Genomic DNA, 26,446 nt, shown 5'->3' on the forward strand with positions numbered 1-26,446 from the left:
ACATGGCGGACGTTACGAATTCCAAGCCCGGATCGGGCGGCATGGGCCTGAACATCGGCAAGATCCTTCTGGAGGGCCGCGCATTCTTCGCCCTCGTCGCGATCATCGCCGTCTTCTCGATCCTGTCGCCGGTCTATTTCAGCATCGGCAACTTCCTGATCATGTCGTCGCATGTCGCGATCTTCGGGCTGCTGGCGATCGGCATGCTGCTGGTGATCCTGAACGGCGGCATCGACCTGTCCGTGGGCTCGACGCTGGGTCTGGCCGGGGTCGTCGCGGGCTACCTGATGCAGGGGGTCGAAATACCGGCCGCCGGTGTCGTGCTCTACCCGCCGGTCTGGGCCGTGGTCGTGCTGACGATTTGTCTGGGCGCCTTCGTGGGGCTGATCAACGGCGTGCTGATCGCGTTCTTCAACGTGCCCGCCTTCGTGGCCACGCTGGGGATGCTCTATGTGGCGCGCGGCGTCGCGCTGCTGATGACCAACGGCCTCACCTACAACAACCTTGGCGGCGCTGAAGCTCTGGGCAATACCGGCTTCGGCTGGCTCGGCTTCAACCGCATCGCGGGAGTGCCGATCGGGGTGATCGTGCTGGCGCTGGTCGCGCTGACGGTGGGCCTCGTGCTGGCACGCACCGCGTTCGGCCGCTGGCTCTACGCCTCGGGCGGCAACGAGCGCGCGGCGGAACTCTCCGGCGTGCCGACCCGCAGCGTGAAAATCTCGGTCTACGTACTGTCGGGCATCTGTGCCGCCATCGCGGGCCTCGTGCTGTCGTCGCAGCTAACCTCGGCAGGCCCCACCGCAGGCACCACCTACGAACTGACCGCCATCGCGGCCGTCGTGATCGGCGGGGCCGCCCTGACCGGCGGGCGCGGCAACGTGCGCGGCACGATGCTGGGCGCCTTCGTCATCGGCTTCCTGAGCGACGGGCTCGTGATCATCGGCGTCTCTGCCTACTGGCAGACCGTCTTCACCGGCGCCGTGATCGTGCTCGCCGTGCTGCTCAACAGCCTGCAATACGGCCGCGCACGGCGCTGAAACTTCGAGGACGCGGGACAGGGAGGTTCCGCGCCCGAATACCCGCCGGATCTATCCGGCATCTACAACAACCCAACGGGAGGAAACCCAACATGAAATTCACCAGGCGCACCATTCTCGCGACCGTCGCAATGATGCCGTTGATGGCACAGGCCGCGATGGCTGACGGTCTGATCTCGATCATCGTCAACGATCCCTCGAACCCCTACTGGTACACCGAGGGCGAGGTCGCCAAGGCGACCGCCGAAGAGCTTGGCTATGACGCCAACGTCTCCGCCCACAAGGGTGACACCAACACCGAGAGCAACCTCGTCGACACCGCGATCACCAACAAGGCCAAGGCGATCATCCTCGACCCGGCGAACGCGGACGGTTCGGTCGGCGCCGTGAAGAAAGCGGTCGAAGCCGGTATCCCGGTCTTCATCGTCAACGCCGAGATCAACCAGTCGGGTCTCGCCAAGGCACAGCTGGTGTCGAACAACGCGCAGGGCGCTGCACTCGGCGCGATGAAATGGGTCGAGGCGATGGGCGAGAAAGGCTCCTATGTCGAGCTGTTCGGTGCTCCGTCGGATAACAACGCGCAGACCCGTTCGAACGGCTTCGAGACGGTGCTGAGCCAGTATCCCGACCTCGACAAGAAGGCGCAGGAAGTGGCCAACTGGGACCGCACGCAGGGCTATTCCAAGATGCAGTCGATGCTGCAGGCCAACCCGGACATCACCGGCGTGATCTCGGGCAACGACGAAATGGCGCTCGGTGCGATCGCCGCGCTCAAGGAAGCAGGCAAGCTCGACGGCATGGTCGTCGGTGGCTTCGACGGTTCGCCCGATGCGGTCGACGCGGTCAAGGCTGGCGAGATGACCTACACCGTGCTGCAGCCGGTCGCGATCTTCGCCGAGCAAGCCGTGCGTCAGGCCGATCACTTCATCCAGACCGGCGAGCTGGAAGTCTCGGAAGAGAAGCAACTCTTCGACTGCATGCTGATCGACTCGAGCAATGTCGGCTCCTACACCGGCCCGTTCACCCTGGATCAATCCTCCTGATCCTGCGTAACGGGACACTGGAAAGGGGGCCGCGCGGCCCCCTTTTTTCGTTTTGACAGGTGCCTGGGGAGTTCGGGAACGTCACGCCAAACGCGACCTCGCAACGAAGACAGGGCGCCCGCGCGGGTGCCCTTTTTCTTTGTTCTGCAGAGGGCGGCGCGCTCAGCGCGCCGCCATCGCCTCCAGCGGCAGCGGCGTGATCCGCGAGGCGTGACCGGCGGTGCCGAAAGCCTCGAACCGCGCCTTGCAGAGCTGCTGCATCAGCGCCTTGCCCTCGGTGAGGTATTTGCGCGGATCGAATTCACCGGGCGTCTCGGAGAGGACCTTACGGACGCCTGCCGTCATCGCCATACGGTTGTCGGTGTCGATATTCACCTTGCGCACGCCCGAGCGGATACCGCGCTGAATTTCCTCGACCGGCACGCCCCAGGTCGGGCGCATATCGCCGCCATAGCTGTTGATCATCTGCCGCAGATCCTCGGGGACGGAGGACGAGCCATGCATGACCAGATGTGTATTCGGAAGACGGCGGTTGATCTCTTCGATGACATTCATCGCGAGAATGTCGCCATCGGGCTGACGCGTGAACTTGTAGGCGCCGTGGCTCGTGCCCATCGCGACCGCGAGCGCATCGACGCCCGTTTCGCGCACGAAGCGTTCGGCTTCTTCGGGATCGGTCAGCAGCTGCTCTTCCGAGAGCTTCTCGGTCGCACCGTGGCCGTCTTCCTGATCGCCCATGCCGGTCTCGAGCGAGCCGAGCACGCCTAGCTCGCCTTCGACCGAGACGCCGCAGGCATGCGCCATCTCGACCACGCGCGCGGTGATATCGCGGTTATAGGCGTAATCGGCGGGCGTCTTGCCATCGGCCAGCAGAGAGCCGTCCATCATCACCGAGGTAAACCCGTGCTGGATCGCAGTGGCGCAGGTGGCCAGATCGCTACCGTGATCGAGATGCATACAGACCGGAACTTCGGGGAAGGTCTCGACCAGCCCGTCGATCAGCCGCGCCAGCAAGCGATCCCCCGCATAGGCCCGCGCGCCCCGCGAGGCGGCAAGGATCACTGGCGCATCGGCCTCGCGCGCGGCGGTCATGATCGCGAGCCCCATCTCCATGTTCGAGATGTTGAAGGCGGGCACGGCATAGCCGTTCTCCGCCGCGTGATCGAGCAACTGGCGCAGGGTGATGCGGGCCATAGGTCAGGTCTCCTCCGATAGATATGTCTTGATGATGTCGACCTCTTCCGCCGCGCCGAACACGAGCGGCACGTTCTGGTGCGGCGCGTCCGGCACGAGATCGAGAATGCGCGTGGTGCCATCGGTGGCGTGCCCGCCCGCCGCTTCGATCAGGCAGGCGATCGGCACCGCCTCATAGGCCAGCCGCAACCGCCCTTCGCGATAGCCCTCGCGCCGGTCCGCCGGATAGAGGAACGCGCCACCTTTCAGCAGGATACGGTGCAGTTCACCGACCGCCGCCGCCAGCCAGCGCATGTTGAAATCGCGCCCGCGCGGACCATCCGCACCGGCGCGCAGCTCGGCGGCCCAGCGTTGCAGCCCCGGGCTCCAATGGCGCTCGTTCGAGGCGTTGTAAGCGATGGTCGACGCTTTAGCCGACAGCCGGACATCCTGCGCCGTCATGCGGAAATCGCTGCCATCATAGGTCGCGATCTGCACCCCCTGCCCGGCCACGAACCCGAAATCCAGCGAATGCCCGAAGGAGGCATAACCCGCCGCGACCGCCTCCGAACCCGGACGCCGGAAATCGGCGGGCCCGGTCGGATAGATCGCGAACAGCATCCCGAGCGGCGCGCCGATACCGATCGAGCCCGACCCGTCGATCGGATCGATCGCGAGGTCGAATTGGCCCTCCGGGTCGAGCAACTCGACCTCTTCGGCCTCTTCCGACAGCATGTGCCGCACGCCCAGCCCGGCGAGCGCCGCAAGGATGTGGTCATGCGCGCCGACATCGAGCGCCTTCTGCACATCGCCGCTTTCGTTCTGACCGCAGGGCGCGGCAGGATCGCCGGGCAACCGACCCGCCGCGAGCCGCTGCTCGATCGGGGGCAAGGCGGCGGCCAGCGCGGCGATAATCTCTCCAAGCCCGCCAGCAGGCAGGCAGTCACGCAGGTACGCCGCCTGCGAGGGACGGTCGTTCGGCAAGGTCAGCATGTGGGAATTCCGTCAGTGAGTTGGGACCGGGCGGCGAACCGCCCGACCCTCGGGAGTTCGCTCAGGCCGTCGTGTGATACTTGGCGTCGACCGCGTCAATGGCCTGAACGTTGCCCGCCGATTTCCCCTCGGGGTCGAAGGACGAGGACAGGAAGGCATCGGCGATGTCTTTCGCGAGCTCCGCACCCACGACCCGCGCGCCCATCGTGATGATATGCGCGTTGTTCGAGGTCGCCGCTTTGCCCGCCGAATAGGTGTCGTGGGTTTGCGCGGCGCGAATCCCCGGCACCTTGTTGGCCGAGAGGCAGACGCCGATCCCGGTGCCGCAGCACAGGATCGCGCGGTCATAGGTTCCGTCCTTCACAGCCGATGCGACGCGATCCGCGAGATTGGCGTAGAAGTCGTCCGGCCCGGCCTCGGTGCGCGAAGCCTCGGCCACCTCGTAATCCGGGTTCTGGCTGAGATATTCGGCCAGAATCTTGGCGAGCGGTTCGCCGGCGCTGTCGCCGGCCACTGCGATTTTCATGACAGTTCCTCCGTTTTGACTTGGGCGTCCAGCGCGGCGTTGCAGCGCGCGAGAATGTCGAGATATCCGGCCACGTCCCAAGCCGAACGACCGATGAACAGCCCGTCGATATGCGGGCAGGCGATCAGCTCCGCGCAGTTGTCGGGATTGACCGAGCCGCCATAGAGGCAAGGCACGCGGCGGCCCGTCACCTCTTGCGCCACAGCGATGATCTCGGCTTGGCGCGCATCGGCGTAATCGGCGGTGGCAGGAATACCGTTTTCACCGATGGCCCAGACCGGCTCGTAGGCGAGCCAGATCTCGGCCTGTTTCTGTTTGTCCGACAGCTTCGAGAGCACGCCGCGCACCTGCGTGGCCAGCACTTCCGCCGCCCGCCCCTCTTCGCGATCCTCGAGCGTCTCGCCTATGCAGATGAGCGGGATCAGCCCGTGGCGCACCGCAGCCTCCGTCTTGAGGCCGACCGTCTCGTCGGTCTCGCCGAAATGAGCGCGGCGTTCGGAATGGCCGAGCTCCACAATGTCGAGACCGCAATCGACCAGCATCGGCGCGGACACTTCGCCCGTCCAGGCGCCGGCATCGGCCCAATGCATATTCTGCGCGCCGACCAGCGCGGGCGTCTCCGCCAGCGCGGCCTTGACCTGCCGGGTCGCGGTGAAGGGCGGAATGACGAAGCTCTGGATACGCGGCGACAGGGTCGCGGCCGCGAGGCCATCCGCCCAGACCATCGCCTCGGACAGGGTTTTGTTCATCTTCCAGCTGGTGCCGATCCAAACCTCGGGCATGTCGAACGCTCCTCCGTCGTGTTGAGGTTAAATAACATGCGCCACGTTAGTTTCAACATTATTTTTGTTACTTTGTGATTTTTAATTGTTAGAACCTGTGACCACTGCTAGCGTCCGCGCCATAGGAGGATCCCATGCTCGATCACGCTCAAGTTGCGGCCAAAGCCGCTATCGACCCTGAAAACTTTGCCCTCGCCAATTGTCTGCGGGCGTTGGCCATCGACGCGGTGAATGCCGCCAATTCCGGCCATCCCGGCGCGCCGATGGGCATGGCGGATGCGGCCACCGTGCTGTTTCGCAACCACCTGAAATTCGACGCCTCGGCCCCCGACTGGCCCGATCGCGACCGCTTCGTGCTGTCCAATGGGCATGCCTCGATGCTGCTCTACGGACTGCTGCATCTGACCGGCTACGAAGACATGACGCGCGACCAGATTCGCAATTTCCGGCAGTGGGGGTCGATCACGGCCGGCCATCCGGAATGGGGCCATGCGAAGGGCGTCGAGACCACGACCGGTCCGTTGGGTCAGGGCTTGGCAACCGCCGTCGGTATGGCGCTGGCCGAGCGCGCGCTCGCCGCCGAGTTCCCCGGCCTCGTCGATCACCGCACATGGGTGATGCTGGGCGACGGCTGTCTGCAGGAAGGGATCGGACAAGAGGCGATCTCGCTTGCGGGGCATCTCGGGCTGGGCAAGCTCAACCTGCTTTACGACGACAACGACATCACCATCGACGGGCCGACCTCCGTGTCCTTCTCGGAAGACGTTCCGGCGCGGCTTGCGGCCTGCGGCTGGCATGTGATCCGCTGCGACGGCCATGACGCCAAGGCGCTGGACGAGGCGATGGCGGCCGCGAAGGCCGAGACCGCGCGGCCCAGCTTGATCGCGATGAAGACGGTGATCGGCTTCGGCTCGCCCAATCGGGCGGGCACGGCGAAGGCGCATGGCGCCCCGCTGGGAGACGAGGAAGGCGCGCTGGCCAAGCAGGCGCTCGGTTGGGAGGCTGCGCCCTTTGAAATTCCCGAGAACCTCGCCGCAGCCTGGGCCGCCATCGGGGCCCGTGGCACGCAGGCCCGCGCGGAATGGGAAGACGCGCTCGCGGCCTCCGGCAAGGCCGAAGAGTTCACCGCCTGTGTCGAGGGCAAGCTGCCCGAAGGCTACGCCGCCGCCGTCGAGACTGCGCGCGCCGAGCTGTTCGAGACCCCGCAATCTGTCGCGACCCGCAAAGCCTCCCAGATCGCTCTGGAGCATCTCGCTAAGGCGGTGCCTGCGATGATCGGCGGCAGCGCCGATCTCACCGGCTCCAACCTGACGCGCGTCGCCGCCGTCGACTCGTCGTACACCGCCGCCAAACCGGGTCGCTATATCGGCTACGGTGTGCGCGAGTTCGGCATGGCGGCGGCGATGAACGGTCTCGCGCTGCATGGCGGCTTCAAACCCTATGGCGGCACGTTCCTCGTGTTCTCGGATTACGCGCGCAACGCGATCCGCCTGTCGGCGCTGATGGGGCTGGGCGTGACATATGTGATGACCCACGATTCCATCGGGTTGGGCGAGGACGGCCCCACCCACCAACCGGTCGAACATCTGGCCTCGCTTCGCGCGATCCCGAACCTCAACGTGTTCCGCCCCGCGGATGCGGTGGAGACGCTGGAGGCGTGGGATATCGCGATCCGGTCGACGGGCACGCCGTCTTTGCTGGCGCTGTCGCGACAAGGGGTGCCGCAGCTGCGCGGCGCGGGGGATGAGAACCTGACCGCGCGCGGCGCCTATGTGATCCGCTCCTTCGGGGAAGGCCGCGATGTGACGCTTCTCGCGACCGGGACCGAGGTGGCGCTGGCCGTGGAGGCCGCAGAGGCGCTGCATGCGGACGGCGTCAATGTCGCTGTGGTCTCGATGCCGTGCTGGGAGTTGTTCGACGCGCAGTCCGAGGAGTACCGGGCCGAAGTTCTCGGCACCGTGCCGAGGATCGCTGTCGAGGCCGCGTCGGCCTTCGGCTGGACCCGCTACGTCGCGCGCGAGGCGGATGTGATCGGCATGCCGGGCTTCGGCGCCTCGGCTCCGGCAGAGCGGCTCTATGCCGAGTTCGGTATCACCAAAGATGCGATCGTTGCGCGCGCCAAGGCGCTGATCGCGGGCTAAAGGTGGCGCGGGTCTGAGTGACAGGCCGGCGCTTTTTCCTCAGACGTTGAGGCGGCGCTCGATCCCCGGCGACTGGCTTTTTTGCCGCCGACCAACCACCGCGTGCTTGAGCGTTCAGAGCGGGCGCGTCGTCATCGAAACCTGACAGCCCTCTAGCCCGCCACGCACCTCCGCCCCGGCGGGCAAAGGTTGCGGACCGATGCGCGCGCCGGTGACGATGCAATCCTCCGCCCGCAGCCCCGGCCCGATGACGGCGGCCCGCTCGGCAAGGAAGCTGAGGAAGCACACGATCTCGGAGAGCGACATGCCCGCGGCCATCGTGGGCGGATCGGAAGGCGTGCCGATCGCAAGCGGCAGGCGCGTCAGATCGCGGCTCTGCCAATCCGGGACCTCGTCGCCCAGAACGATCGCCTGGTTCGAGAACCGGTCCGCCATCTGCGCCAGCGGTGGCTGCTTTTCGAGCGTAGTGAAGCGCGACTGCAGTACCTCGAAAGCGACATGAACGCTGCCGATCGCCTCCAAAATCTCGGTAGGCTTTGCCTTGGGCGAAATATCGGCGCGCAGCCGCACCGCGATTTCCAGCTCAAGCCGGGCATGGGGTGCGACGGCGAGGGTCGTCCCCGACGGGTGGATCGCTCGATCCAGAACCGGCGCGCAAGAGAGGTCGCGCCCGCCCAGAAGCGCGTGTTTCCAGCCGCCCACCGGACCGAGATGGCGCAGGCTCTCGGCCTGCACCGCATAGGCCTCCGCCGGGCTTTCGGGGAGCGGGTTCAGCGCATCGAGCGTCTCGCCGTCATTCGCGGCGGCCAGAGCTTCTGCTGCGCTTGCGATTTGGTCACGCTGCATGATGTGCAATCTCTTCTTTCATAGCTTCGCGCGGGATGACCGCGCCGGGATAGCGGACGACGCAGCTTGCGAGCCGTGCGCCATCGAGAATTGCTGCCTCCAACGGCTTGCCGCGTTGCAGGGCAGAGAGAAGCGCGGCGTCGAAACTGTCGCCTGCGGCGGTGGTGTCGACGGCCGCAACGGGCTCGGGCAACGCAACCCGCAGCGCCGCACCCGAAGCATCGCGCGCCAGCACGGTGCCGCCGCCGGTCGTCAGCACGATCATCCCTGGCGCATGTGTCTCGCAGCGCGCCATGACCGCCTCGGGATCGGTCTCGTCCCAAAGGGCCGCGAGATCGTCGAAAGACGGCAACGCGAGGCTCGTCACCGCCAAGGCGCGCTCCGTCCACTCCGCCGCCTCGGCCCGGTCGCGCCAGAGCCGCGGGCGATAATTCGTGTCATAGGCGACGGTGACGCCACGCTGGCGCAGCGCATCGAGCTCCGCCAGCAGCCGCGCGCGCGCCTCCTCGGGAAGGATCGCCAAAGTGATACCGGAGAACAGCAGAACGCGCGCCTGACCGAGCGCCGCGACTTCAGTCCCTTCCGCGCCGAACATCCGGCGCGCCGGCGCCTGATCGCGCCAATAGGTGAAGCTGCGTTCGCCCGTGGCATCGGTGGCGATGAAGCTCAGCCCCGGGCTGCCATTGACCTCGGCCCCGATAGCCTCGATCTCGACACCCTCCTGCGCAATCGTGTCGCGCATCCAGCGGCTCATCCCGTCTTCGCCCAGCCGCGAGAGATAACCGACCCGCAGATCGGGACGCAACCGCGCGAGATAGATCGCCGCGTTGAGCGTGTCGCCGCCGAGGCGACGATGGAACAGATCGGGCGTTGCGGGATCGTTGGTGAATTCGGCGAGAGGCTCGCCGATGCAGAGAAAGTCCAGCATGTGAGGCTCCGGTCAGGCAGGCGTTACCGGGCTCGGAAGCGGGCTTCCGGCCAGATAGGCGTCGATATTGGCGATCACCAGCTCCGCCATCGCGCGCCGCGCCTCGTTCGTGGCCGAGGCGATATGCGGCGTGAAGAGCGTATTGGGCGCGCGCAGAAGACCGTCCTCCGCCCCATCGGGCGCGACAGGTTCGACCTCGAAGACGTCGAGCGCAGCCGAGCCCAGCGTGCCGCCATGCAAGGCCGCCGCCAGCGCCGCGCTATCGACGACCGAGCCGCGCGCGACATTGACCAAGGTGCCCTCGGAGCCCAGCGCCTCCAGCACCGGCGCATCGACGATATACCGCGTCTCGGGCGTGGCTGAGAGCGTGACGAACAGGACATCGCTTTCGGCGGCCAGCGTCCGGGCGTCGGGGCGCCATGCCTCGGGGGCGTCATCATGGGGCTTGCGCGCGTGGTAGATCACCTCGACCCCCAGCGCGCGGAGCATATCCGCCAGCGCCCGCCCGATCCGGCCATAGCCGAGGATACCCGCCCGGCAACCGGTCAGCGCCTGACCCAGCCGCGGTTTCTGTCCGTTCGACCAACCGCCGGAGCGCAGCAGCCGCTCGCCCTCGCCGATCCGGCGCCGTACCGAAATCGCAAGACCCAGGGCCAGTTCGGCCACTGCCTCCGACAGCACGTCGGGCGTGGTCGTCACATGGATGCCGCGCGCGACCGCCGTATCCAGATCGACCGCATCGGTTCCAACGCCATTGACCGCGATCAGGCGCAGGTCGGGAAATTCGTCGATCTCCTCGCCCGAGAGACCGCGCGCGCCGCTGGTCAGCACGACCTCGATGCCGTCGCGGGCCTCGGCATCGCGGGTGACCGGATGCTCGGCGCAGAACGCTTCCATCATGTCGGCGGGCTTCAACTCGATCAGCGCGAGGATCGACGGGTTCGCTTTGGCCTCGTCCTTCATGAGATCTGCCCCAGGAAGTTGCGCAGACGCTCGGATTTCGGATTGCCGAAGAACTCCGCTGGCGGCCCTTCCTCGATAATCGCGCCCTGCTCCATGAAGATCACGCGGTCGGCAACGGCGCGGGCGAAATCCATCTCGTGGGTGACGCAGAGCATCGTCATGCCTTCGCGGGCCAGATCGATCATCGTGTCGAGCACTTCCTTGACCATCTCGGGATCGAGCGCCGAGGTCGGCTCGTCGAACAGCATGATCCGCGGCTCCATGCAGAGCGCGCGCGCAATCGCGACTCGCTGCTGCTGGCCGCCGGAGAGTTGGGCGGGAAACTTGTCGGCCTGCTCCGGGATCTTCACGCGCTCCAGATATTTGCGCGCGGTCGCCTCTGCCGTGGCCTTGTCCGCACGTCCCGTTTTAAGCGGCGCGAGCGTGCAGTTCTGCAGAACCGTCAGATGCGGGAACAGGTTGAATTGCTGGAAGACCATCCCGACATCGCGACGCACCTTGGCGACGTTCTCGCCGCCAGCCGTCAATTCGATCCCGTCGACGGTGATCTTGCCGTCCTGAATCTCTTCGAGCTGGTTGAGCGTGCGGATCAGGGTCGACTTGCCGGAGCCGGACGGACCGCAGACCACGATCCGCTCGCCTTGTTCGACCGTCAGATCGATCGACTTCAGCGCCTGAAACGCACCGAAGAACTTGGTGACGCCGCGCATCTCGACGGCGGGCTGCTGTGCTTGTGTCATGGGATGCCTTGTAGGGTGATCCGGCGCAGCGCGGGGCTGCGCCGGATGTGGGATGAGATCAGTTCGTGGCCGATTTCGGCGTCGCGGCCTCCTCGGCCGAGCCGTTGCGGACGAAATCAGGGATGTCCGTCGCGAGCCACTGCTCGGAGATCTTGTCCATCGTGCCGTCTTTCATTGCGGAACCGACGAACTCGTTGATCTTCGCCAGAAGCTTGTCTGCGCCCGGCTCGACCGCGATGCCCTGAACCTGGCTCGAGAGCGGGAACTTCTCGTCGAAGCGACCCGGCGCGGCCTTCTCGATCTGGGCTGCCACGACGTTCGATACGCCGATCAGCGGCACCTGACCCGAAAGCAGCGCTTGCACCGCACCCGCGTCGTCGTCGAAGCGGCGGATCGTTGCATCATCCGGGGCCACCTTGGTCACGCCCGCATCCTGCGTCGAGGCGCGCACGACGCCGACCGACTCGCCCGACAGATCAGTCGGCTTGGAAACCTTCTCATCCTTCTTGCCATAGACCATGATCTCGATCCCGGCATAGGGGCGCGAGAAATCGACCCGCTTGGCGCGCTCGGGCGTGATGCCCAGCGAGGCGACCAGCACGTCGACCTGACCCGAGAGCAGGTAGGGGATGCGGTTCGGGCCGGTCACCGGCACGATCTCGATCTTGGTGCCGAGGTAATCGGCGAGCGCCTTGGCGGTATCGGCGTCATAGCCTTCCGGCTTGCCGGTGGTGCCCATCAGACCGAAGGGCGGGAAATCGACGAGCATGCCGACTTTGAGCACGCCGGCCTTCTCGACCTGATCGAGCGTGGTGGCCTGCGCCTGGCCTGCCATCAATGCGCCGACCGTCAGGGCCGCCGTTGCAACTGTCTTGAGAAACTTCATGGATTACTCCTCCTAAACCTGAAGCGGGTGAAAAATCAGCGGGTGAATGCGAGGCGCATCCGCCCTTCCAACCGGCGCGCATACAGCGACAGCGGCCAGCAGATGATGAAGTAGATCGCGGCCACCAGCCCGAAGACGACGAACGGATCGAAGGTCGCGTTGTTGACGATCTGACCGGCGCGGGTCAGCTCGGTGAAGCCGATGATCGAGGTCAGCGAGGTGCCCTTGATCAGCTGCACGAGGAAGCCGACGGTCGGGGCCACGGCGATCCGCGCCGCTTGCGGCAGAACCACATGCTGCATCCGGTCGCGATAGCTCAGCGACAGCGCGGTCGCGGCCTCGGTCTGGCCGGACGGCACCGCCTCGATGGAGCCGCGCCAGATCTCGCCCAGATAGGCGCTGGCATGGAAGGTCAGCGCGATCGCCGCCGCCAGAAGCGGGTTGATCGGCAGGTTCAGCACGGTCAGCCCGAAATAGAACAGGAACAGCTGCATCAGGAGCGGCGTGCCCTGGAAGATGCGGATGAACCCGGCGCTGATCCGGCGCAGCGCTTTCGAGCCAGAGCTGCGCGCCAGCGCCACGAACAGCCCGCCGATCGCGCCGCCGATGAAAGCGATGATCGACAGCAACAGAGTCCAGCGCACGGCCTCGATGATGAACAGGATGTCGGAAGGTCCGAATTGGCGGATCATGTCAGCGGCTCGCAGGATAGTTGAATACGGCGTTCTGGATGAGCTTGAAGAGCCCCGAGAACAGCAGCGAAAGGACGAGGTAGATGCCGGTCACGACGAGGTAGATCTCGAAACTGGCGAAGGTCTTGGCGTTCAGATCCGCGCCGATGGAGGCCAGATCGTTCGCCGAGATCGTCGAGACGACCGACGAGGTCAGCATCAGGTAGATGAACTGGCTCGTCATCGCCGGATAGACGTTGCGCAGGGCCGGTTTCAGGATCACGTAACGGAAAATCTGGATCGGCCCGAGACCCAGCGCGCGCCCGGCCTCGATCTGGCCGTGGGGCACGGATTCGATCCCGGCGCGCGTGATCTCGGTCCCGTAGGCGCCGACATTGATCACCAGCGCGATCAGCGCCGCGACATTGGGATCGAGCGAGATCCCGATCGCGGGCAGCCCGAAATACAGAAAGAAGATCTGCACGAGGAAAGGCGTGTTGCGGATGATCTCGACATAGGCGCCGACAATGGCGTGCAGCACCTTGGAATGCGAGGTGCGCGCGGCAGCCCCGAGCACCGATACGATCAGCCCCAGGATCATCGCCGCGAAAGACAGGCGGATGGTCAACCATGCGCCATAGAGCAGCAGGTCGAAATTCTCGAATACGGGCGTGAAATTGAAGTGATACACGTCGCCTCCCCTGCGTGTAACCACATGCCCCTCCGCTCCTCAACGATTGGACATATGAATTTTTAGATCGATCTAATTAGAGCGATCTAAATCCTGAGTCGCAAATCACGGATGCGTGATGGCCTTTGTTGGGGATCAGTCGACGGGGCCGGAGGTGTCTCGCACCCGCAGGCGGGGCGTCACGATCTCGGATTTGAGCTCTGCGCTCGGGTCCTTGATCCGCCGCAGCAGCAGCTTGGCCGAGGCCGCCCCGATCTGGCGCGGAAAAACCTGCACCGTCGTCAGGCGCGGTGGCGCGCCGAGATCGATGAAGGACAGGTTATCGTGCCCCACCACCGAGAGGTCGCGCCCCGGCATCAGGCCGAGGTCGAACAACCCTCGCAGCAGACCCGAGGCGAGGATGTCGTTGAAACAGATCGCGGCAGTCGGGCGCGGTTCCAGCGCCATCAGCATCGCGGCCGATTGCGGCGAGCCGTCCCACTCCAGCGGCACGTCGATCACCCCGGCACTGACGAGCCCCTGCGCACGCAACTCCTCTTCGAAGGCCCCGAGACGTTCTTCCCGCGTCGACACCTTCCCGGCGAGCGAGACAAAGGAAATCCGCCGATGGCCGAGATCGCGCAGATGCCGCACGCTCAGCCGCACCGCGAGGCCGTGGTCGGACCCGGCGAAATCGCTCAGATCGCGCCCGACATGGCGCATCGCCTGCACCAGCGGCACGCCTGCTGCGACCAGTTTCTCTATCGTGTCCGGCTCGGTCCCCTCGGCGGGAAAGAGGATGATCCCTTCGGCATCGTGCTCACGCAACCGGCGCAGCAACCCCGATTGCCGCTCCGGATCGTCGCGCGAGCTGGCGAGCATGACCTGATAGCCTTGCTCATCCAGCTCCGCCTCGATCCCCTCGACGAATTCCGAGAAGAAGCTGTTTACCAGGTTCGGGATGATGACGCCGACCGTGCGGCTTTTCTGGCCGCGCAGTCGGGCTGCCCCGCTATTGGGCACGTAGTCGAGCTCGGCGATGACCTTCTCGACCTTCTCGCGCGTCTTGTCGGCAACCAGATCGGAGCCACGAATGACAAGAGAGGCGGTCGCGCGGGACACGCCCGCCGCCCGCGCCACATCCATCAATGTCGTACGCTTGACCGCCATAATCGCGGAGTAACGACACGAAGGCGATCACGCAAGCACGACAGATTCGCCGCGCCAATCGCTGCCCAGAGGCGAGACCCTAGCGGTAGTGCTTCTGCGTCATGTCGAAGGCGCCGCGCTTCAGATCCATCTTGAAGAACTTGTGGTCGCGCTTGAGCCGCTTCACCGCCTCGCGTCCGAAACACAGCAAGTCGTCAACGAACAGATCGAAAGGCTGCATCGCCTCGATGATGCGCGGCTCGATCCGGTAGTCCAACTCGCCCGCATCGTCAGACCGTGCATGGGCCTGCGCCAGCGCCTGACCGCAGGCATGGGCATAGTCGCGCCAGCTCCCCTTCGACAGATCGTCGAGATCGATGTCGTCGCGGAAGGGCGCCCGCTCGCGCGACATGAAGCTCATCTCGTCGATCTCCACGCTGCCGTAGAACACGTCGCCCTGCGCCAGATGGACCCGCTGGCCATGCGCGATCCGGTCGCCTTTGTCGCCGGCGACGAAATCATTCTCCGGCACGAGGCCTTCCAGCGCGGATTGGCGGGCGCGCTTGAACTCGATGATAAGATCGTCGCTGGCATCCTTGCTCGGCCCTTCGATCAGGCAATAGTAGCGCGGCAGACCCAGCGACGCCATGCCCTGCCCGTGGCGGATGCAGACATCCTTCACCTTCAGCTCGCCCGCGCGACCACCCGGATCGATCCCGTTCTGTTTGGCCACGTCATTGATGTATCGCTGAAACTCAGCGATCCGGCTGGAGATCGGCGTCAGCTCGTCATTCGCCCGGAAGCCCCGCCCGGTCTCGTTGAGATAGCGATCCCAGAGCCATTTCTTCCGGCTCTTGCGCGCCTTCTTGAACATCCGCTGGATCACCTTCGGGCTGTTATCGGGGCGCATCTGCTGGCTCGCCTCCTTGTCGTGGCGCGCGTAGAACTCCATCCCCTCGCGATAGCCCTCGACGAATTTTCGCACGATCTTCTCGCGGTGCTTTTTCTTCTGATCGCCCTCTTCCTTGGCCGCGATCAGGAAGCCCGTGATCCCGCGCTTCAGATCCCAGGTGAAGGGCCCGTACAGCACGTCGTCGAAATCGTTCACACCGAAGATCGGCACGTTATCGGCATTGGGCATGATCCCGAAATTCTCGGGGTGAACGTCGCCGAGCGCCAGCACCGTCGGCATCCGCTCATCCTCGCCCAGCATGTCGCGGTGGAACAGAAGCGAGGTGCCGCGGAAGAAGGAGAACAGCGAATCCGCCAGTTCCTCGAATTTCTCGCCCGCGCCCTCGGCCTTCTCGTCGATCCGCACCGCGTGGTCCTCGATGATCGTAGAGCGCACATGCAGGCGACGCGCGAGCCCGGTCAGGTCGCCCGGACGCATCACGCAGGGATATTTCACATAGGCCTCGGCAAGCTCGCGATAGGCCTCGACCCGGCTCTGGAGCTGTTCGACGGGCGCGACCCCGGTGGCCTTGCGCGACCGCTTCGGGCTTTGCGCTTTCGAATTGGAAGATTTCGGCTTGTTGTTGCCTTCGGCCATGGGAGGTGCTCCTTTTCGGGGTTCGCTCTCCTAACGGAAAGGCGGGCGAAGACGTTCCGAAAAACCGGCGTGAACACCTCAGATCAGGGCGTGTATTCTCCGCAGAGCGCGCGGGACAGGCGCGCGGCCCGCGCCTGCGGATCGTCGAGCGAGAGGACATGGGCGAGCTTGGTATAGGCCGCCTCGGGCGTCATGTCGCGCCCGTCGATCACCCCGTGATCGCGCAGGATCGCCCCCGCCGCATAGGTGCCAAGCGCCATGCCGCCCTCGGGGCATTGGCTGACCGCGATGACGGGGATCGCGCGCTCTTGCGCAGTGGCAAGTGCTGCGCGCAGGCCGGGCGTGTCGGGTGCAGTCCCCGAGCCGTAGCAACGCAGCACCAGCCCGTCGCAGGTCTTGCCGGCATGGTCGAGAAGGCTCTCCTCCGCGCCCGGCGCCACAGCCAGAACGGCGATCCGTGCGGGCCGGATCGGATGGCGGGTCAGGCGCGACCCCGGCTGACAGGGCGGGATGTCGGAGGGATCGGCGGCAAAGGCGTCGAAGGCGCGCGAATGGCTTTTGCGGACCCGCGCGCCATGCAGCAGGCGTCCTGCGAATTGCACCCAGACGCCGGGCTCCGCCTGCCCTGCCGCCGCAATCGCGTCGCTCAGATTGCGCGCGCCGTCATTGCCTTCGACCGACAGCGGCAGCATCGAGCCCGTCACGATCACCGGCTTGCCCAACCCTTCGAGCGCGAAGCACAAAGCCCCCGCCGTATAGGCCAGCGTATCGGTGCCATGGGTCACGATCACCCCGTCGTATCGGTCGTGATGCGCGGCAATGGTCTCGGCAATCCGGTCCCAGTCAGCAGGCGTGGCATTTGCGCTGTCGATCAGCGGGTCGAGGCGCAGGGTCTCGACCTCGCGCCCCTCGGGCAAGGTGGCGAGGAACTCCTCGACCACGCCCTGCTGCGGCACAAATCCCGCGTCCGAGGCTACCATGCCGATCGTCCCGCCCGTATGGATCAGAAGCAGCGCCACGCCACGCGTCTCAGTGCCGCGACAGGACGCTGGAAGGCCGCGCGCGCGACAGCGACACCGTCAGCGCAGCCACGACCAGCGCCTTGATCATGTCACCCGGGATGAAGACTAGCATCAGCGAGGTACTCTCGATCAGGCTCTTGCCGAGCGCCAGCGACAGCCCGACGATCCCCATCGCGTAGGACAGCACGATCCCGCCAAGGATCGCCCCCACGAAGACCGAGGCACCCAGCGGCACCGAGCGCCACTTCTCGACGACGAAGCCGGTCAGCCACGCGGCCAGCGGCCAGCTGAACAGGAAGCCGCCCGTCGGACCGAAGAAGACGCCAAGCCCCCCACGACCACCGGCCAGCAGCGGCAGACCCACGGCTACCAGCAGCAGGAACAGCAGGACCGCGAGCGCACCGCGCTTCGATCCCAGCACGGCGCCGGCCAGCATGATCCCAAGGCTCTGCGCCGTGATCGGCACCCCGAAGCCCAGCGTGATTTTCGGGATCAGCGCGAGCACTGCAATCAGGGCCGCAAACAGCGCGATCAGCGCGACATTCTTTTCCATCTCAAGTCTCCCTCTCGGATGTGAGCCCTCCCCGGGCCCGTAGCGCATCGCCGACATGGTCGGCATCGTCAAGCGCAAGAAGCGTGAAGGGCAGCACCAGCCGCCAGCTTGGCCGCCGGGTGGCCCGGGCGCGCCAGCTCTCGGTGAGGCGCCCCCCTTTGCTGGTCAGCACCGGAACCATACGGATCACCAGCGCGATTGCGATCTCCAGCGCGGCGGTCGACAGCCCGAAGCGACGCAAAGGCGTCGTCAGCCAGCGCACGACCGCGATCATATCACTCAACCGCGTCGTCATCGACACGAGGTTCGCCAGCGCCACGGCAGAGATCATCCGCATCACGATCACCGCGCCCTGCACCAGCTCGCCGATCACCGCCTGCCAGATCGCGACGATCACGATGAAGGGCCAGAGCAGTTTCAGCGCCGCCAGCCCCGCGCGCAGGAAGGCGCGGCCCGGCAGAGCGTAGGCGATCAGGATCGCGGTCACGACGCCCGCAAGGATGAGCGGATTTTCGATATAGAACAGCCCCACGGTCGCCACGCAGAGCGCTGCGAGCTTCAGACCCGCAGGCCAGTCATGGGCGGCTGTCTTAAGGGGAGAGCTGAGCGATATCATCGGCCTCTCCCGCGCGGGTCATCTCTTCGACGTAGACGGGCAGCACCTCGCGCGCCGCGCCATGCATCCGCAGCCGTCCTTGGTCGAGCCAGAGGATTTCGTCGTAATGCTCCAGCTCGCGCGGGTCATGCGTCACCTGCATCAGCGTCCCGCGATAGAGCGTCAGCGCCCGGCCCAGCTGCGCCTTGGTCGGAATGTCGAGGCCCGAGAAGGGCTCGTCGAGGATCAGCAGGTTCGGGGCCATCGCGCTCACCGCCATGAGGCACAGAAGCTGCTTCTGGCCTTGGCTGAGCGTCGTTACATAGGCGTCGCGCCACGCCGCCTTGCCAAACTGCTCCAGGGTGCGATCGGCCGCAGCTTCGGCCTCGGGCTTTTTCATCCCCTGCTGACGCAGCCCGAAGGAAATCTCCTCGATCACGGTCGGGAAGATAATCTGATGATCGGGGTTCTGGAACAGGATACCGACCTCGCGGAGCGCTGCCTTCCGGTCGGCGGCCAGATCGTGGCCGTTGATCCGCAGACTGCCCCGGCTCGGCGCGATCAGCCCGGCCATCAGTCGCGACAGGGTGGATTTGCCCGACCCGTTGCGCCCCACCACGCCGATGCGCCGCGCGCGGGTCTCCAGCGAAATTCCCTCCAGCACCGGACGACCGTCAAGATCGTGGCCGAGATCGGAGATCGCGATATGGCTCGCGGAGGTTTGGGTCGCGCCGTCAGACATGCGCCGGGTCATATACGCAGACGCGCCGCGTTTCCAGACGCCCTGCACATAGCGAAAGGCGCGCGGGGTTTCCCCCGCGCGCCTTTGTCTCAAAGCGTGGTCAGCTTACCGGGGCTCGGTCCGCAGACCCTTCCAGATCGCCCAACACATCACCAGCAGAACCAGCGTGAAGGGCAGACCGGTGGAGATCACCATCGCCTGTAGCGCACTCAGACCGCCGCCGATCAACAGCACGATCGCGACCGCGCCCTCGAAAGTGGCCCAGAACACACGCTGCGGGACCGGTGCGTCGACCTTGCCGCCTGCGGTGATCGTATCGATCACGAGCGAGCCGGAGTCCGACGAGGTCACGAAGAACACGATGACCAGGACGATCGCGATGACCGAGGTGATCGAGGCCAGCGGCAGCCCCTCCAGCATCGCGAAGAGCGACAGCGGCGGGTTGTAGCTATCGATGACCTGCGCCTTTACCAGCGAACCGGACGGATCCGAGATCACCTGATCGATCGCAACACCACCGAAGACCGCCATCCACAGCACGCAGACGAGCGACGGGATCAGCAGAACGCAGATGATGAACTCGCGCACGGTACGGCCACGCGACACGCGGGCGATGAACATGCCGACGAAGGGCGACCAGGAAATCCACCACGCCCAGTAGAACGCGGTCCAGCCGTCGCGATAGCTGTCATCCGTGCGTCCGATTGGGTTCGACAGCGGGATGATGTCTTTCGCATAGGCCAGAAGCCCCTGACCGAAATCGGTGAAGATCATCAGCGTCGGGCCCGCGAAGAGCACGAAGAGCAACAGCAGCGCCGCGATGCCCATGTTGATCTCCGAGAGCAGCTTCACGCCGCCATCGAGGCCGCGCAGCACCGAGAACAGCGCAACGCCGGTGATCAGCGTGATCAGGATGACCTGCACCGTCGTGTCGATCGGAACGCCGAACACGTGGTTGAGACCCGCATTCGCCTGCTGGGCACCGAAGCCGAGCGAGGTCGCAAGGCCGAACAGCGTCGCGAACACCGCGATGATGTCGATGATATGCCCGGTCCAGCCCCAGACCTTCTCACCGAAGATCGGGTAGAAGGCCGAACGGATCGTCAGCGGCAGACCCTTGTTATAGGAGAACAGCGCCAGCGCGAGCGCCACGACCGCATAGATCGCCCAAGGGTGCAGACCCCAGTGATAGATCGTCGCGGCGAGGCCCATTTCCTTGGCCCGTGCGACATTCTCCGGGATCAGGTTGCCATCCGCATCGAAGGGCGAAGGCGTGCCCAGAGGCTGCGAGACCGCCATGTGATAGACCGGCTCGAGCACGCCGAAGAACATCAGGCCGATGCCCATACCGGCCGCGAAAAGCATCGCGAACCACCCCATATAGGTGAAGTCCGGCTCCGCATCCGTGCCGCCCAGACGCACTGCGCCATAGGGCGAGACGATCAGGGCAAGGCAGAAGATGACGAAGATGTTCGCGGCGCTCATGAAGAACCAGTCGAAGGTCGAGGTCAGCCACGGGCGCATCGCGCCAAACAGCGAACTCGCCTGCTCCGGCAGAGCCAGCGCATAGAAGACGAAGGCCACGATGGACAACGCCGAGATCATGAAAACAGGGTTGTGAATGTCGAAACCGAAGGGCCCTACCTGCCCTTCGAGGTTGTCTTGACCGATCTCATAGTCGGTCTCGATCAGTTGTGTGTCCCCTTCGGGGGCAGGGATGCCCTGAACTTCTTCAGGTTCGGCCATATGCCGTCCTCCTGTCCTTATTGGTTATATTGGTCCGCGTTATCCGCGTACGAGAAACACCGACGCATCGCTGTGCGCGGCGAGGTGGCCGCCATGCGACGCAAAGAGATAGTTGGCCGCGTTGGGCACATGCGTGGCCATCACCACCAGATCGGCCCCAAGATCATCAGCCGTCTTCAGCAACGTCTTGTCGAGATCAACGGCCGGGTCGGGCACGATGACTGCCTTCGACGACCCCTTATGCCCAAACTCGTTGGCATGGCTCTGCGCGAAATCGTCCAGTTTCGCGGCATATTCCTTGGCATTGTGGCCGAATTCGCTCGGCTCTTGGCTAGTGACACCTATGAAAACAACTTCTGCGTCGTGTTTCGCTGCGATTTCCGAAGCGACTTTCAACGTCTTGCCCATCTTCTCGACATGACGCAGGTCGACCGGAACCATGATTTTTTCAAACATATCGATCCGTCCCTCAGTCTTGAAGCGCAGCACCCTATTGCAGGATGCAACGATATCCAACCAACCCAGTGTGTCACATTCGGTTCCGGATTTCGTGAAGAAAAATTAAAGAAATGACATGCCTGCCTCGGGGCCTGCGGCGCGCGGTCACATCGGCGCCGGATTCCGTCCTGCGCGGACGTATCACTTCCAGTTGGCTCAGGAAGGAGAGAGCGATGCGTTTTCACAGCTCACTTGGAACAAGACTTGGCGCGATAGTCACCGTGATCGCGGTCGTTTTAGGCACGGCCCTACCCGCACAAGCGGCGCTCACCTCGGCGGAACATAGGGCGGTGCTCGCGGCGCTGGATGACGAGTATCACGCGCAGGCCACCTATCGGGCGATCATGGAGAGGTTTGGCGCCGTGCGCCCCTTCTCGAATATCGAGCGGGCCGAGATTTCCCATGCCGCGGCGCTGATCGCTGTGCTGCGGCAGAACGGGCTACCCGTCCCCGCGAACCCTTATCTGAGTGGGGGGAAGCCTCTAGCCCCGGTGCCGGGCACCTTGGCCGAGGCTTGTGCGCTTGGCGTGCAGGCGGAGATGGCCAATTCCGGGCTCTATGACGGGCGGCTCCTGCCGGCGGTCACCGGGAATGCGCAGCTTACCCAGATCCTGACGCGCCTGCGCGATGCCTCTCAGACCAAACACCTGCCCGCCTTCCAGCGCTGCGGCGGCGGTGGGCAGATGCAGGAGCGCGGCATGGGCGGCCAAGGGCGCGGCTATGGCGGCGGCAGAGGCCCCACTTGGAACTGAAGTGCCCTGCCCCCGAAGGCGAAACCCACGAATGCAAAACGCCCCGGCCTTTCGGTCGGGGCGTTTCGTTATTCAGACGAACCGGTCGGCTCAGCCGCGCTCTTCGACGATTTCGACGAGGTGCGGAATCTTCGCGACCATACCGCGCACGGCCGGGGTATCTTCCAGCTCACGGGTACGGTTCATCTTGTCCAGACCCAGACCTTTCAGCGTGGCACGCTGGATGGCGGGGCGACGGATCGGCGAACCGATCTGCTTGACGACGATGGTAGCCATTGATCGCTCTCCTTACGCTTCCGTGGCTTCGGCAGTTGCCTCAGCCTCGGGCTTCTTGAGGATGTCGGCCACTTTCTTGCCGCGGCGCGCAGCCACCTGACGGGGGCTTGCTTCGCGGGTCAGACCGTTCAGCGTGGCACGGATCATGTTGTAGGGGTTCTGGGTGCCGGTCGATTTCGACACGACGTCCTTCACGCCCAGCATCTCGAACACGGCACGCATCGGACCACCGGCGATGATCCCGGTACCTTCCGGTGCGGTGCGCATCACGACCTTACCAGCGCCGTGACGGCCCTCGATGTCGTGGTGCAGCGTGCGGCCATCGCGCAGCGGGACGCGGATCAGGTTGCGCTTCGCTTGCTCGGTGGCTTTGCGGATCGCTTCCGGAACCTCTTTGGCCTTGCCTTTGCCGAAGCCGACACGGCCACGCTGGTCGCCGACGACCACGAGGGCTGCGAAGCCAAAGCGCTTACCACCCTTCACGGTTTTCGACACGCGGTTGATCGCGACGAGGCGATCGGCGAATTCCGGGTTTTCGTCGCGGTCGTCGCGGCGGCCCCGGCGGTTGTCACGTTCTGCCATGAGGCATTCCTTCTCGTGATGGCGTGGTCTCACGCCGTTTGTCTCAATCCAGGTGCCTCACCCCGAAGGGCGCGGCCCGGATCATCGGGGGGACGCGAACGTCCCCCACCAGTCTTAGAACTTCAGACCGCCTTCGCGGGCTGCGTCGGCGAGCGCCTTGATCTTCCCGTGGAACAGGAAGCCACCGCGGTCGAAGTAGCAGGTTTCGACACCGGCCTTCTTCGCACGCTCGGCGATCGCGGCGCCAACTTTGGCTGCCGCTTCGACGTTGTTCTTGCCGACCACACCGAGATCTTTCTCGAGCGTGGAAGCGGCGGCCAGAGTGCGACCGTTGACGTCGTCGATCAGCTGAACGCTGATGTTCTTCGACGAACGATGCACCGAAAGACGGGCGCGACCAGCGGCCATCTTGCGAAGCTTGTTCCGGACGCGCAGGCGGCGCTTGAGGAACAGATCCCGTTTGCTGTTTGCCATTTTCGCGTTCCTTACTTCTTCTTACCTTCTTTGCGGAAGATATACTCACCCTTGTAGCGGATGCCCTTGCCCTTATAGGGCTCGGGAGCACGCCATTCGCGGATATTTGCCGCGACCTGGCCCACCTGCTGCTGGTCAGAACCTTCCACAACGATCTCGGTCTGCTTCGGAGCGGTGACAGTCACGCCCTCCGGAACCTCGAAGTTGACTTCGTGCGAATAACCGAGCGACAGCTTCAGGACGTTGCCCTGCATCTGCGCGCGATAACCAACACCCTGGATCTCCAGCTCCTTCTTGAAGCCTTCGGTCACGCCCTGGACGAGGTTCGCGACCTGCGAGCGGGTCATACCCCACTGCTGGCGCGCGCGCTTCGACTGGCCACGCGGGGTGACGGTGACGGCGTTGTCCTCGACAGCGAGGGTCACGTCGTCGGTCGCGGTGAAGGTACGGGTGCCTTTCGGCCCCTTCACTTCGATGGTCTGGCCCGACAGCTGCGCAGAAACGCCGCTGGGAAGCTCGACCGGTTTCTTACCAATACGAGACATTGAGCCCTCCTTAGAACACGGTGCAGAGCACTTCGCCGCCAACATTGGCGGATCGTGCGTTTGCATCCGACATCACGCCCTTCGAGGTCGAGACGATCGAGACGCCGAGGCCCTGACGGACCGACGGAACGTCTTTCGCGGCCATGTACACGCGGCGACCGGGGGTCGAGACGCGCTGCAGCTCGCGGATGACCGGGGTGCCCTCGTAGTACTTGAGGCTGATTTCCAGCTCCGGATGGCCGGCAGCAGACGTCGCCTGCTCGTAACCACGGATGTAGCCTTCGTCAGCCAGCACGTCGAGAACCCAAGCGCGGAGCTTGGAGGCCGGGGTGCGGACGGTGGATTTGCCACGCAGTTGTGCGTTGCGGATGCGGGTCAGCATATCGCCGAGAGGATCGTTCACAGACATGTCGCCCTCCTTACCAGCTCGACTTCACCATGCCGGGGATCTGACCGTAGGAGGCCAGGTCACGCAGCATGATCCGCGAGAGTTTGAGCTTACGGTAGTAAGCGTGGGGACGACCCGTGAGCTGGCAACGATTGTGCAGCCGGACCGCCGACGAGTTGCGCGGGAGTTCCGCGAGTTTCAGCGACGCCTTGAAGCGCTCTTCCATCGGGCGCTCCTGGTCGTTGATGATTTCCTTGAGCGCGGCCCGCTTGTCAGCGTACTTGTTCACAAGACGCTGGCGCTTCGCTTCGCGCGCAACCATGGATTTCTTAGCCATAAGTTTCGTTCCTCCGCGATCAGGCGTTGAAGGGCATGTTGAAATGCTTCAACAGCGCCTTCGCTTCGGCATCCACGTCAGACGTGGTCACCATGATGATGTCCATACCCAGAACCTCATCGACCTTATCGAAGTCGATCTCGGGGAACACGATGTGTTCCTTGAGGCCCATTGCGAAGTTGCCACGACCGTCGAAGGACGGCTTCACGCCGCGGAAGTCGCGAACGCGCGGCATAGCAACGTTGATCAGGCGATCGAGGAATTCGTACATCCGGTCACCGCGCAGGGTCACTTTCGTACCCAGCGGCATCTCTTCCCGGACGCGGAAGCCAGCGATCGACTTCTTCGCCTTGGTCATCACGGCCTTCTGACCAGCGATGAGCGAGAGCTCTTCGGCGGCCTGCTTGACCTTCTTGGTGTCTTTCACGGCTTCGCCGACGCCCATGTTCAGCACGATCTTGTCGAGCTTCGGGATCATCATGTCGTTCTTGTAGCCGAACTCTTCTTTCAGCGCCGCCTTGATGGTGTCGCGGTAAAGAGCGCGAAGACGCGGAGTGTAGGTTGCTTGATCGAGCATCAGATCGCATCCCCCGTGGTCTTGGCGAAACGCACCTTCTTGCCGTCTTCCTCGCGGAAGCCGACGCGGGTGGCTTTGCCGTTTGCGTCCATCAGAGCCAGGTTCGACAGGTCGATCGGCATAGCCTTGGGCTGGCGACCGCCTTGGTTGGACTGGGTCTGACGCTGGTGGCGGATCGCAACGTTCACGCCGTCGACGACAGCTTTGCCGGCTTTCGGGTCGACAGAGGTGATCTCACCCTGCTTGCCCTTGTCCTTGCCAGCGAGAACGACGACCTTATCGCCTTTGCGGAGCTTAGCAGCCATTACAGCACCTCCGGAGCAAGCGAGATGATCTTCATGAAGTTCTTCGCACGCAGCTCACGCACGACCGGCCCGAAGATACGGGTGCCGACCGGCTCGCCCGCGTTGTTCAGGATGACGGCGGCGTTGCGGTCGAAACGGATGGCGGTGCCATCGTCGCGACGAACTTCTTTGGCGGTGCGCACGACGACGGCCTTACGGACGTCACCTTTCTTCACGCGGCCGCGCGGGATCGCTTCCTTGACCGACACCACAATGATGTCGCCCACGGATGCGTAACGGCGGTGCGAGCCGCCGAGGACCTTGATGCACTGAACCCGGCGAGCGCCGGAGTTGTCAGCAACATCCAGATTGGTCTGCATCTGGATCATGGGGTTACTCCCGACCTTTGGGGACGCCTATGCAGTAAGGGCCCCAGGGTTTCGAATACTGACGGATGGCCCCGGCTTACGCCGAAACCACAACCCGCCAGCGCTTGGTCTTCGAGACGGGCGCGCACTCTTCGATGCGAACAATGTCACCGGTCTTGAACTGGTTTTCCGCGTCATGGGCGCGGTATTTCTTGGACTTCCGGATCGTCTTCTTGAGAACCGGATGCGTGAAGCGGCGCTCGACCGAAACGGTTACGGTCTGGTCGTTTTTGTCCGACGTCACGGTACCTTGCAGGATGCGTTTGGGCATAGGAAGCTCTCCTTACTTCGCGGCTTCAGCGGCTTTTTGGTTCAGCACGGTTTTGATACGTGCAACGTCCCGACGAACGGTGCGCATGCGCGCGGTGTTCTCGAGTTGGTTCGTGGCCTGCTGAAAGCGGAGGTTGAAGGCTTCTTTCTTCAGCGAGACGAGCTGATCACGCAGCTCATCAGGCGTCTTCGCCTTGAGTTCTTGGGCGTTCATCCCGGGTCCTTTCTTGGCATCAGAGGGCCCCTCGCGGGTGACCCTGCTTTCTGATGGGTTATGTCG

34 protein-coding genes are annotated in these 26,446 nt (G+C 64.5%); 4 read left to right on the top strand and 30 right to left on the bottom strand.

The features are described from left to right. The first annotated feature begins 2 nt into the window (after positions 1 to 2). Positions 3 to 1,037 carry an ABC transporter permease gene (locus tag AKL02_RS18085; RefSeq protein ID WP_083078235.1) on the top strand — a complete coding sequence of 345 codons (1,035 nt, stop codon included), beginning with the start codon at positions 3 to 5 and terminating at the stop codon, positions 1,035 to 1,037. 92 nt (positions 1,038 to 1,129) lie between these two features. Beyond that, positions 1,130 to 2,080 carry a D-ribose ABC transporter substrate-binding protein gene (locus tag AKL02_RS18090; protein ID WP_078542362.1) on the top strand — a complete coding sequence of 317 codons (951 nt, stop codon included), beginning with the start codon at positions 1,130 to 1,132 and terminating at the stop codon, positions 2,078 to 2,080. A 162-nt stretch (positions 2,081 to 2,242) separates the two neighbouring features. Here AKL02_RS18090 and fba read toward each other — a convergent pair whose 3' ends face one another. From fba to AKL02_RS18110, 4 genes are all read right to left on the bottom strand, one after another. Beyond that, positions 2,243 to 3,274 (bottom strand): class II fructose-bisphosphate aldolase, encoded by a 1,032-nt coding sequence (fba, locus tag AKL02_RS18095; RefSeq protein ID WP_078521238.1) that lies wholly within the window; start codon positions 3,272 to 3,274, stop codon positions 2,243 to 2,245. 3 nt (positions 3,275 to 3,277) lie between these two features. Beyond that, positions 3,278 to 4,246: a class 1 fructose-bisphosphatase gene (locus AKL02_RS18100; RefSeq protein ID WP_083078234.1), complete on the bottom strand. Its 969-nt coding sequence runs from the start codon at positions 4,244 to 4,246 to the stop codon at positions 3,278 to 3,280. Positions 4,247 to 4,307: 61 nt separating this feature from the next. After that, the gene (gene derI, locus AKL02_RS18105; protein ID WP_083078233.1) at positions 4,308 to 4,772 is read right to left on the bottom strand and encodes a D-erythrulose-4-phosphate isomerase; all 465 of its coding nucleotides are present in this window, start codon (positions 4,770 to 4,772) and stop codon (positions 4,308 to 4,310) included. Then, on the bottom strand, positions 4,769 to 5,554 hold the full coding sequence (locus AKL02_RS18110; RefSeq protein ID WP_083078232.1) for a triose-phosphate isomerase: 786 nt from the start codon (positions 5,552 to 5,554) through the stop codon (positions 4,769 to 4,771). Before AKL02_RS18110 ends, derI begins: the two co-directional genes overlap by 4 nt. Positions 5,555 to 5,688: 134 nt before the next feature. Between AKL02_RS18110 and tkt the strand changes: the two genes are divergently transcribed. Next, entirely contained in the window at positions 5,689 to 7,695 is a 2,007-nt protein-coding gene (tkt, locus tag AKL02_RS18115; protein WP_083078231.1) for a transketolase, read from the top strand. A gap of 114 nt (positions 7,696 to 7,809) precedes the next feature. On the opposite strand, the gene AKL02_RS18120 is transcribed toward tkt, so the two are convergent. The 15 genes from AKL02_RS18120 to AKL02_RS18190 all read right to left on the bottom strand — a co-directional run bounded on the left by AKL02_RS18120 (position 7,810) and on the right by AKL02_RS18190 (position 21,211). Next, complete coding sequence (locus AKL02_RS18120) at positions 7,810 to 8,541, bottom strand: hypothetical protein (protein WP_083078230.1); 732 nt, start codon at positions 8,539 to 8,541, stop codon at positions 7,810 to 7,812. After that, positions 8,531 to 9,469: a sugar kinase gene (locus AKL02_RS18125; RefSeq protein ID WP_232621668.1), complete on the bottom strand. Its 939-nt coding sequence runs from the start codon at positions 9,467 to 9,469 to the stop codon at positions 8,531 to 8,533. Before AKL02_RS18125 ends, AKL02_RS18120 begins: the two co-directional genes overlap by 11 nt. Positions 9,470 to 9,481: 12 nt before the next feature. Next, positions 9,482 to 10,432: an NAD(P)-dependent oxidoreductase gene (locus AKL02_RS18130; RefSeq protein WP_083078229.1), complete on the bottom strand. Its 951-nt coding sequence runs from the start codon at positions 10,430 to 10,432 to the stop codon at positions 9,482 to 9,484. Continuing rightward, positions 10,429 to 11,142 carry an amino acid ABC transporter ATP-binding protein gene (locus AKL02_RS18135; RefSeq protein ID WP_408648143.1) on the bottom strand — a complete coding sequence of 238 codons (714 nt, stop codon included), beginning with the start codon at positions 11,140 to 11,142 and terminating at the stop codon, positions 10,429 to 10,431. The genes AKL02_RS18130 and AKL02_RS18135 overlap by 4 nt, the downstream gene beginning before the upstream one ends. Positions 11,143 to 11,230: 88 nt before the next feature. Continuing rightward, complete coding sequence (locus AKL02_RS18140) at positions 11,231 to 12,058, bottom strand: transporter substrate-binding domain-containing protein (RefSeq protein ID WP_083078228.1); 828 nt, start codon at positions 12,056 to 12,058, stop codon at positions 11,231 to 11,233. A gap of 35 nt (positions 12,059 to 12,093) precedes the next feature. After that, positions 12,094 to 12,750 carry an amino acid ABC transporter permease gene (locus tag AKL02_RS18145; RefSeq protein WP_083078227.1) on the bottom strand — a complete coding sequence of 219 codons (657 nt, stop codon included), beginning with the start codon at positions 12,748 to 12,750 and terminating at the stop codon, positions 12,094 to 12,096. A 1-nt stretch (position 12,751) separates the two neighbouring features. Continuing rightward, positions 12,752 to 13,420 carry an amino acid ABC transporter permease gene (locus AKL02_RS18150; protein ID WP_078600727.1) on the bottom strand — a complete coding sequence of 223 codons (669 nt, stop codon included), beginning with the start codon at positions 13,418 to 13,420 and terminating at the stop codon, positions 12,752 to 12,754. Positions 13,421 to 13,555: 135 nt separating this feature from the next. Then, positions 13,556 to 14,521, bottom strand: a complete 966-nt coding sequence (locus tag AKL02_RS18155) for a LacI family DNA-binding transcriptional regulator (protein ID WP_232621669.1) — start codon at positions 14,519 to 14,521, stop codon at positions 13,556 to 13,558. Positions 14,522 to 14,648: 127 nt separating this feature from the next. Further along, complete coding sequence (locus tag AKL02_RS18160) at positions 14,649 to 16,097, bottom strand: DUF2252 domain-containing protein (RefSeq protein WP_083078225.1); 1,449 nt, start codon at positions 16,095 to 16,097, stop codon at positions 14,649 to 14,651. A gap of 83 nt (positions 16,098 to 16,180) precedes the next feature. Next, positions 16,181 to 17,116, bottom strand: coding sequence for an asparaginase (locus tag AKL02_RS18165; protein ID WP_083078224.1), 936 nt, complete (start codon positions 17,114 to 17,116; stop codon positions 16,181 to 16,183). A gap of 10 nt (positions 17,117 to 17,126) precedes the next feature. Continuing rightward, a complete protein-coding gene (locus tag AKL02_RS18170) occupies positions 17,127 to 17,672 on the bottom strand; it encodes a biotin transporter BioY (protein WP_083078223.1) in 546 nt (181 codons plus the stop codon). Position 17,673: 1 nt separating this feature from the next. Beyond that, positions 17,674 to 18,288: an energy-coupling factor transporter transmembrane component T family protein gene (locus tag AKL02_RS18175; RefSeq protein ID WP_083078222.1), complete on the bottom strand. Its 615-nt coding sequence runs from the start codon at positions 18,286 to 18,288 to the stop codon at positions 17,674 to 17,676. Beyond that, complete coding sequence (locus AKL02_RS18180; protein WP_232621670.1) at positions 18,263 to 19,009, bottom strand: energy-coupling factor ABC transporter ATP-binding protein; 747 nt, start codon at positions 19,007 to 19,009, stop codon at positions 18,263 to 18,265. Before AKL02_RS18180 ends, AKL02_RS18175 begins: the two co-directional genes overlap by 26 nt. 105 nt (positions 19,010 to 19,114) lie before the next feature. Further along, positions 19,115 to 20,755 (bottom strand): BCCT family transporter, encoded by a 1,641-nt coding sequence (locus AKL02_RS18185; protein WP_078521273.1) that lies wholly within the window; start codon positions 20,753 to 20,755, stop codon positions 19,115 to 19,117. A 39-nt stretch (positions 20,756 to 20,794) separates the two neighbouring features. After that, positions 20,795 to 21,211, bottom strand: coding sequence for a universal stress protein (locus tag AKL02_RS18190; RefSeq protein WP_078521656.1), 417 nt, complete (start codon positions 21,209 to 21,211; stop codon positions 20,795 to 20,797). A gap of 215 nt (positions 21,212 to 21,426) precedes the next feature. Between AKL02_RS18190 and AKL02_RS18195 the strand changes: the two genes are divergently transcribed. After that, positions 21,427 to 22,005: a ferritin-like domain-containing protein gene (locus AKL02_RS18195; protein WP_198453215.1), complete on the top strand. Its 579-nt coding sequence runs from the start codon at positions 21,427 to 21,429 to the stop codon at positions 22,003 to 22,005. Between the two features lie 90 nt (positions 22,006 to 22,095). Here the strand turns inward: AKL02_RS18195 and rpmD are convergent, their stop codons facing one another. From rpmD to rpmC, 11 genes are all read right to left on the bottom strand, one after another. After that, entirely contained in the window at positions 22,096 to 22,281 is a 186-nt protein-coding gene (gene rpmD, locus AKL02_RS18200) for a 50S ribosomal protein L30 (RefSeq protein WP_075773858.1), read from the bottom strand. 12 nt (positions 22,282 to 22,293) lie between these two features. Continuing rightward, positions 22,294 to 22,863 (bottom strand): 30S ribosomal protein S5, encoded by a 570-nt coding sequence (gene rpsE / locus AKL02_RS18205; RefSeq protein WP_078549280.1) that lies wholly within the window; start codon positions 22,861 to 22,863, stop codon positions 22,294 to 22,296. Positions 22,864 to 22,977: 114 nt separating this feature from the next. Then, positions 22,978 to 23,337 carry a 50S ribosomal protein L18 gene (gene rplR / locus AKL02_RS18210; protein WP_075773856.1) on the bottom strand — a complete coding sequence of 120 codons (360 nt, stop codon included), beginning with the start codon at positions 23,335 to 23,337 and terminating at the stop codon, positions 22,978 to 22,980. Between the two features lie 11 nt (positions 23,338 to 23,348). Next, the gene (gene rplF / locus AKL02_RS18215; RefSeq protein ID WP_078521275.1) at positions 23,349 to 23,882 is read right to left on the bottom strand and encodes a 50S ribosomal protein L6; all 534 of its coding nucleotides are present in this window, start codon (positions 23,880 to 23,882) and stop codon (positions 23,349 to 23,351) included. 10 nt (positions 23,883 to 23,892) lie between these two features. Continuing rightward, on the bottom strand, positions 23,893 to 24,291 hold the full coding sequence (rpsH, locus tag AKL02_RS18220; protein ID WP_152845393.1) for a 30S ribosomal protein S8: 399 nt from the start codon (positions 24,289 to 24,291) through the stop codon (positions 23,893 to 23,895). A gap of 10 nt (positions 24,292 to 24,301) precedes the next feature. After that, complete coding sequence (gene rpsN, locus AKL02_RS18225; RefSeq protein WP_075773854.1) at positions 24,302 to 24,607, bottom strand: 30S ribosomal protein S14; 306 nt, start codon at positions 24,605 to 24,607, stop codon at positions 24,302 to 24,304. Positions 24,608 to 24,626: 19 nt separating this feature from the next. Then, a complete protein-coding gene (gene rplE, locus AKL02_RS18230) occupies positions 24,627 to 25,184 on the bottom strand; it encodes a 50S ribosomal protein L5 (protein WP_078549282.1) in 558 nt (185 codons plus the stop codon). After that, positions 25,184 to 25,489, bottom strand: a complete 306-nt coding sequence (rplX, locus tag AKL02_RS18235) for a 50S ribosomal protein L24 (protein WP_078521279.1) — start codon at positions 25,487 to 25,489, stop codon at positions 25,184 to 25,186. Before rplX ends, rplE begins: the two co-directional genes overlap by 1 nt. Beyond that, positions 25,489 to 25,857 carry a 50S ribosomal protein L14 gene (gene rplN / locus AKL02_RS18240; protein WP_075773851.1) on the bottom strand — a complete coding sequence of 123 codons (369 nt, stop codon included), beginning with the start codon at positions 25,855 to 25,857 and terminating at the stop codon, positions 25,489 to 25,491. Before rplN ends, rplX begins: the two co-directional genes overlap by 1 nt. 76 nt (positions 25,858 to 25,933) lie before the next feature. After that, positions 25,934 to 26,167 (bottom strand): 30S ribosomal protein S17, encoded by a 234-nt coding sequence (gene rpsQ / locus AKL02_RS18245; protein WP_078521280.1) that lies wholly within the window; start codon positions 26,165 to 26,167, stop codon positions 25,934 to 25,936. A 12-nt stretch (positions 26,168 to 26,179) separates the two neighbouring features. Then, the gene (gene rpmC / locus AKL02_RS18250; RefSeq protein WP_075773849.1) at positions 26,180 to 26,380 is read right to left on the bottom strand and encodes a 50S ribosomal protein L29; all 201 of its coding nucleotides are present in this window, start codon (positions 26,378 to 26,380) and stop codon (positions 26,180 to 26,182) included. Positions 26,381 to 26,446 lie beyond the last annotated feature (66 nt).

This window comes from Thioclava electrotropha, from assembly GCF_002085925.2.
GTDB classification, from domain to species: domain Bacteria; phylum Pseudomonadota; class Alphaproteobacteria; order Rhodobacterales; family Rhodobacteraceae; genus Thioclava; species Thioclava electrotropha.

Coding starts and splice junctions, on each gene's coding strand:
- AKL02_RS18100 (WP_083078234.1), bottom strand. CDS start 4,246: ATGCTGACCTTGCCGAACGACCGTCCCTCGCAGGCGGCGTACCTGCGT.
- AKL02_RS18090 (WP_078542362.1), top strand. CDS start 1,130: ATGAAATTCACCAGGCGCACCATTCTCGCGACCGTCGCAATGATGCCG.
- AKL02_RS18185 (WP_078521273.1), bottom strand. CDS start 20,755: ATGGCCGAACCTGAAGAAGTTCAGGGCATCCCTGCCCCCGAAGGGGAC.
- AKL02_RS18195 (WP_198453215.1), top strand. CDS start 21,427: ATGCGTTTTCACAGCTCACTTGGAACAAGACTTGGCGCGATAGTCACC.
- rplX (WP_078521279.1), bottom strand. CDS start 25,489: ATGGCTGCTAAGCTCCGCAAAGGCGATAAGGTCGTCGTTCTCGCTGGC.
- AKL02_RS18175 (WP_083078222.1), bottom strand. CDS start 18,288: ATGATATCGCTCAGCTCTCCCCTTAAGACAGCCGCCCATGACTGGCCT.
- AKL02_RS18160 (WP_083078225.1), bottom strand. CDS start 16,097: ATGGCCGAAGGCAACAACAAGCCGAAATCTTCCAATTCGAAAGCGCAA.
- rplF (WP_078521275.1), bottom strand. CDS start 23,882: ATGTCTCGTATTGGTAAGAAACCGGTCGAGCTTCCCAGCGGCGTTTCT.
- rpsE (WP_078549280.1), bottom strand. CDS start 22,863: ATGGCAGAACGTGACAACCGCCGGGGCCGCCGCGACGACCGCGACGAA.
- rplR (WP_075773856.1), bottom strand. CDS start 23,337: ATGGCAAACAGCAAACGGGATCTGTTCCTCAAGCGCCGCCTGCGCGTC.
- rpsH (WP_152845393.1), bottom strand. CDS start 24,291: ATGTCTGTGAACGATCCTCTCGGCGATATGCTGACCCGCATCCGCAAC.
- AKL02_RS18180 (WP_232621670.1), bottom strand. CDS start 19,009: ATGTCTGACGGCGCGACCCAAACCTCCGCGAGCCATATCGCGATCTCC.
- AKL02_RS18140 (WP_083078228.1), bottom strand. CDS start 12,058: ATGAAGTTTCTCAAGACAGTTGCAACGGCGGCCCTGACGGTCGGCGCA.
- tkt (WP_083078231.1), top strand. CDS start 5,689: ATGCTCGATCACGCTCAAGTTGCGGCCAAAGCCGCTATCGACCCTGAA.
- AKL02_RS18190 (WP_078521656.1), bottom strand. CDS start 21,211: ATGTTTGAAAAAATCATGGTTCCGGTCGACCTGCGTCATGTCGAGAAG.
- rpmC (WP_075773849.1), bottom strand. CDS start 26,380: ATGAACGCCCAAGAACTCAAGGCGAAGACGCCTGATGAGCTGCGTGAT.
- fba (WP_078521238.1), bottom strand. CDS start 3,274: ATGGCCCGCATCACCCTGCGCCAGTTGCTCGATCACGCGGCGGAGAAC.
- AKL02_RS18130 (WP_083078229.1), bottom strand. CDS start 10,432: ATGAAGGACGAGGCCAAAGCGAACCCGTCGATCCTCGCGCTGATCGAG.
- rplE (WP_078549282.1), bottom strand. CDS start 25,184: ATGCTCGATCAAGCAACCTACACTCCGCGTCTTCGCGCTCTTTACCGC.
- rpsQ (WP_078521280.1), bottom strand. CDS start 26,167: ATGCCCAAACGCATCCTGCAAGGTACCGTGACGTCGGACAAAAACGAC.
- rpmD (WP_075773858.1), bottom strand. CDS start 22,281: ATGGCTACCATCGTCGTCAAGCAGATCGGTTCGCCGATCCGTCGCCCC.
- rplN (WP_075773851.1), bottom strand. CDS start 25,857: ATGATCCAGATGCAGACCAATCTGGATGTTGCTGACAACTCCGGCGCT.
- AKL02_RS18085 (WP_083078235.1), top strand. CDS start 3: ATGGCGGACGTTACGAATTCCAAGCCCGGATCGGGCGGCATGGGCCTG.
- AKL02_RS18125 (WP_232621668.1), bottom strand. CDS start 9,469: ATGCTGGACTTTCTCTGCATCGGCGAGCCTCTCGCCGAATTCACCAAC.
- AKL02_RS18170 (WP_083078223.1), bottom strand. CDS start 17,672: ATGGAAAAGAATGTCGCGCTGATCGCGCTGTTTGCGGCCCTGATTGCA.
- rpsN (WP_075773854.1), bottom strand. CDS start 24,607: ATGGCTAAGAAATCCATGGTTGCGCGCGAAGCGAAGCGCCAGCGTCTT.
- AKL02_RS18135 (WP_408648143.1), bottom strand. CDS start 11,142: ATGCGCGGCGTCACCAAGTTCTTCGGTGCGTTTCAGGCGCTGAAGTCG.
- derI (WP_083078233.1), bottom strand. CDS start 4,772: ATGAAAATCGCAGTGGCCGGCGACAGCGCCGGCGAACCGCTCGCCAAG.
- AKL02_RS18110 (WP_083078232.1), bottom strand. CDS start 5,554: ATGCCCGAGGTTTGGATCGGCACCAGCTGGAAGATGAACAAAACCCTG.
- AKL02_RS18120 (WP_083078230.1), bottom strand. CDS start 8,541: ATGCAGCGTGACCAAATCGCAAGCGCAGCAGAAGCTCTGGCCGCCGCG.
- AKL02_RS18145 (WP_083078227.1), bottom strand. CDS start 12,750: ATGATCCGCCAATTCGGACCTTCCGACATCCTGTTCATCATCGAGGCC.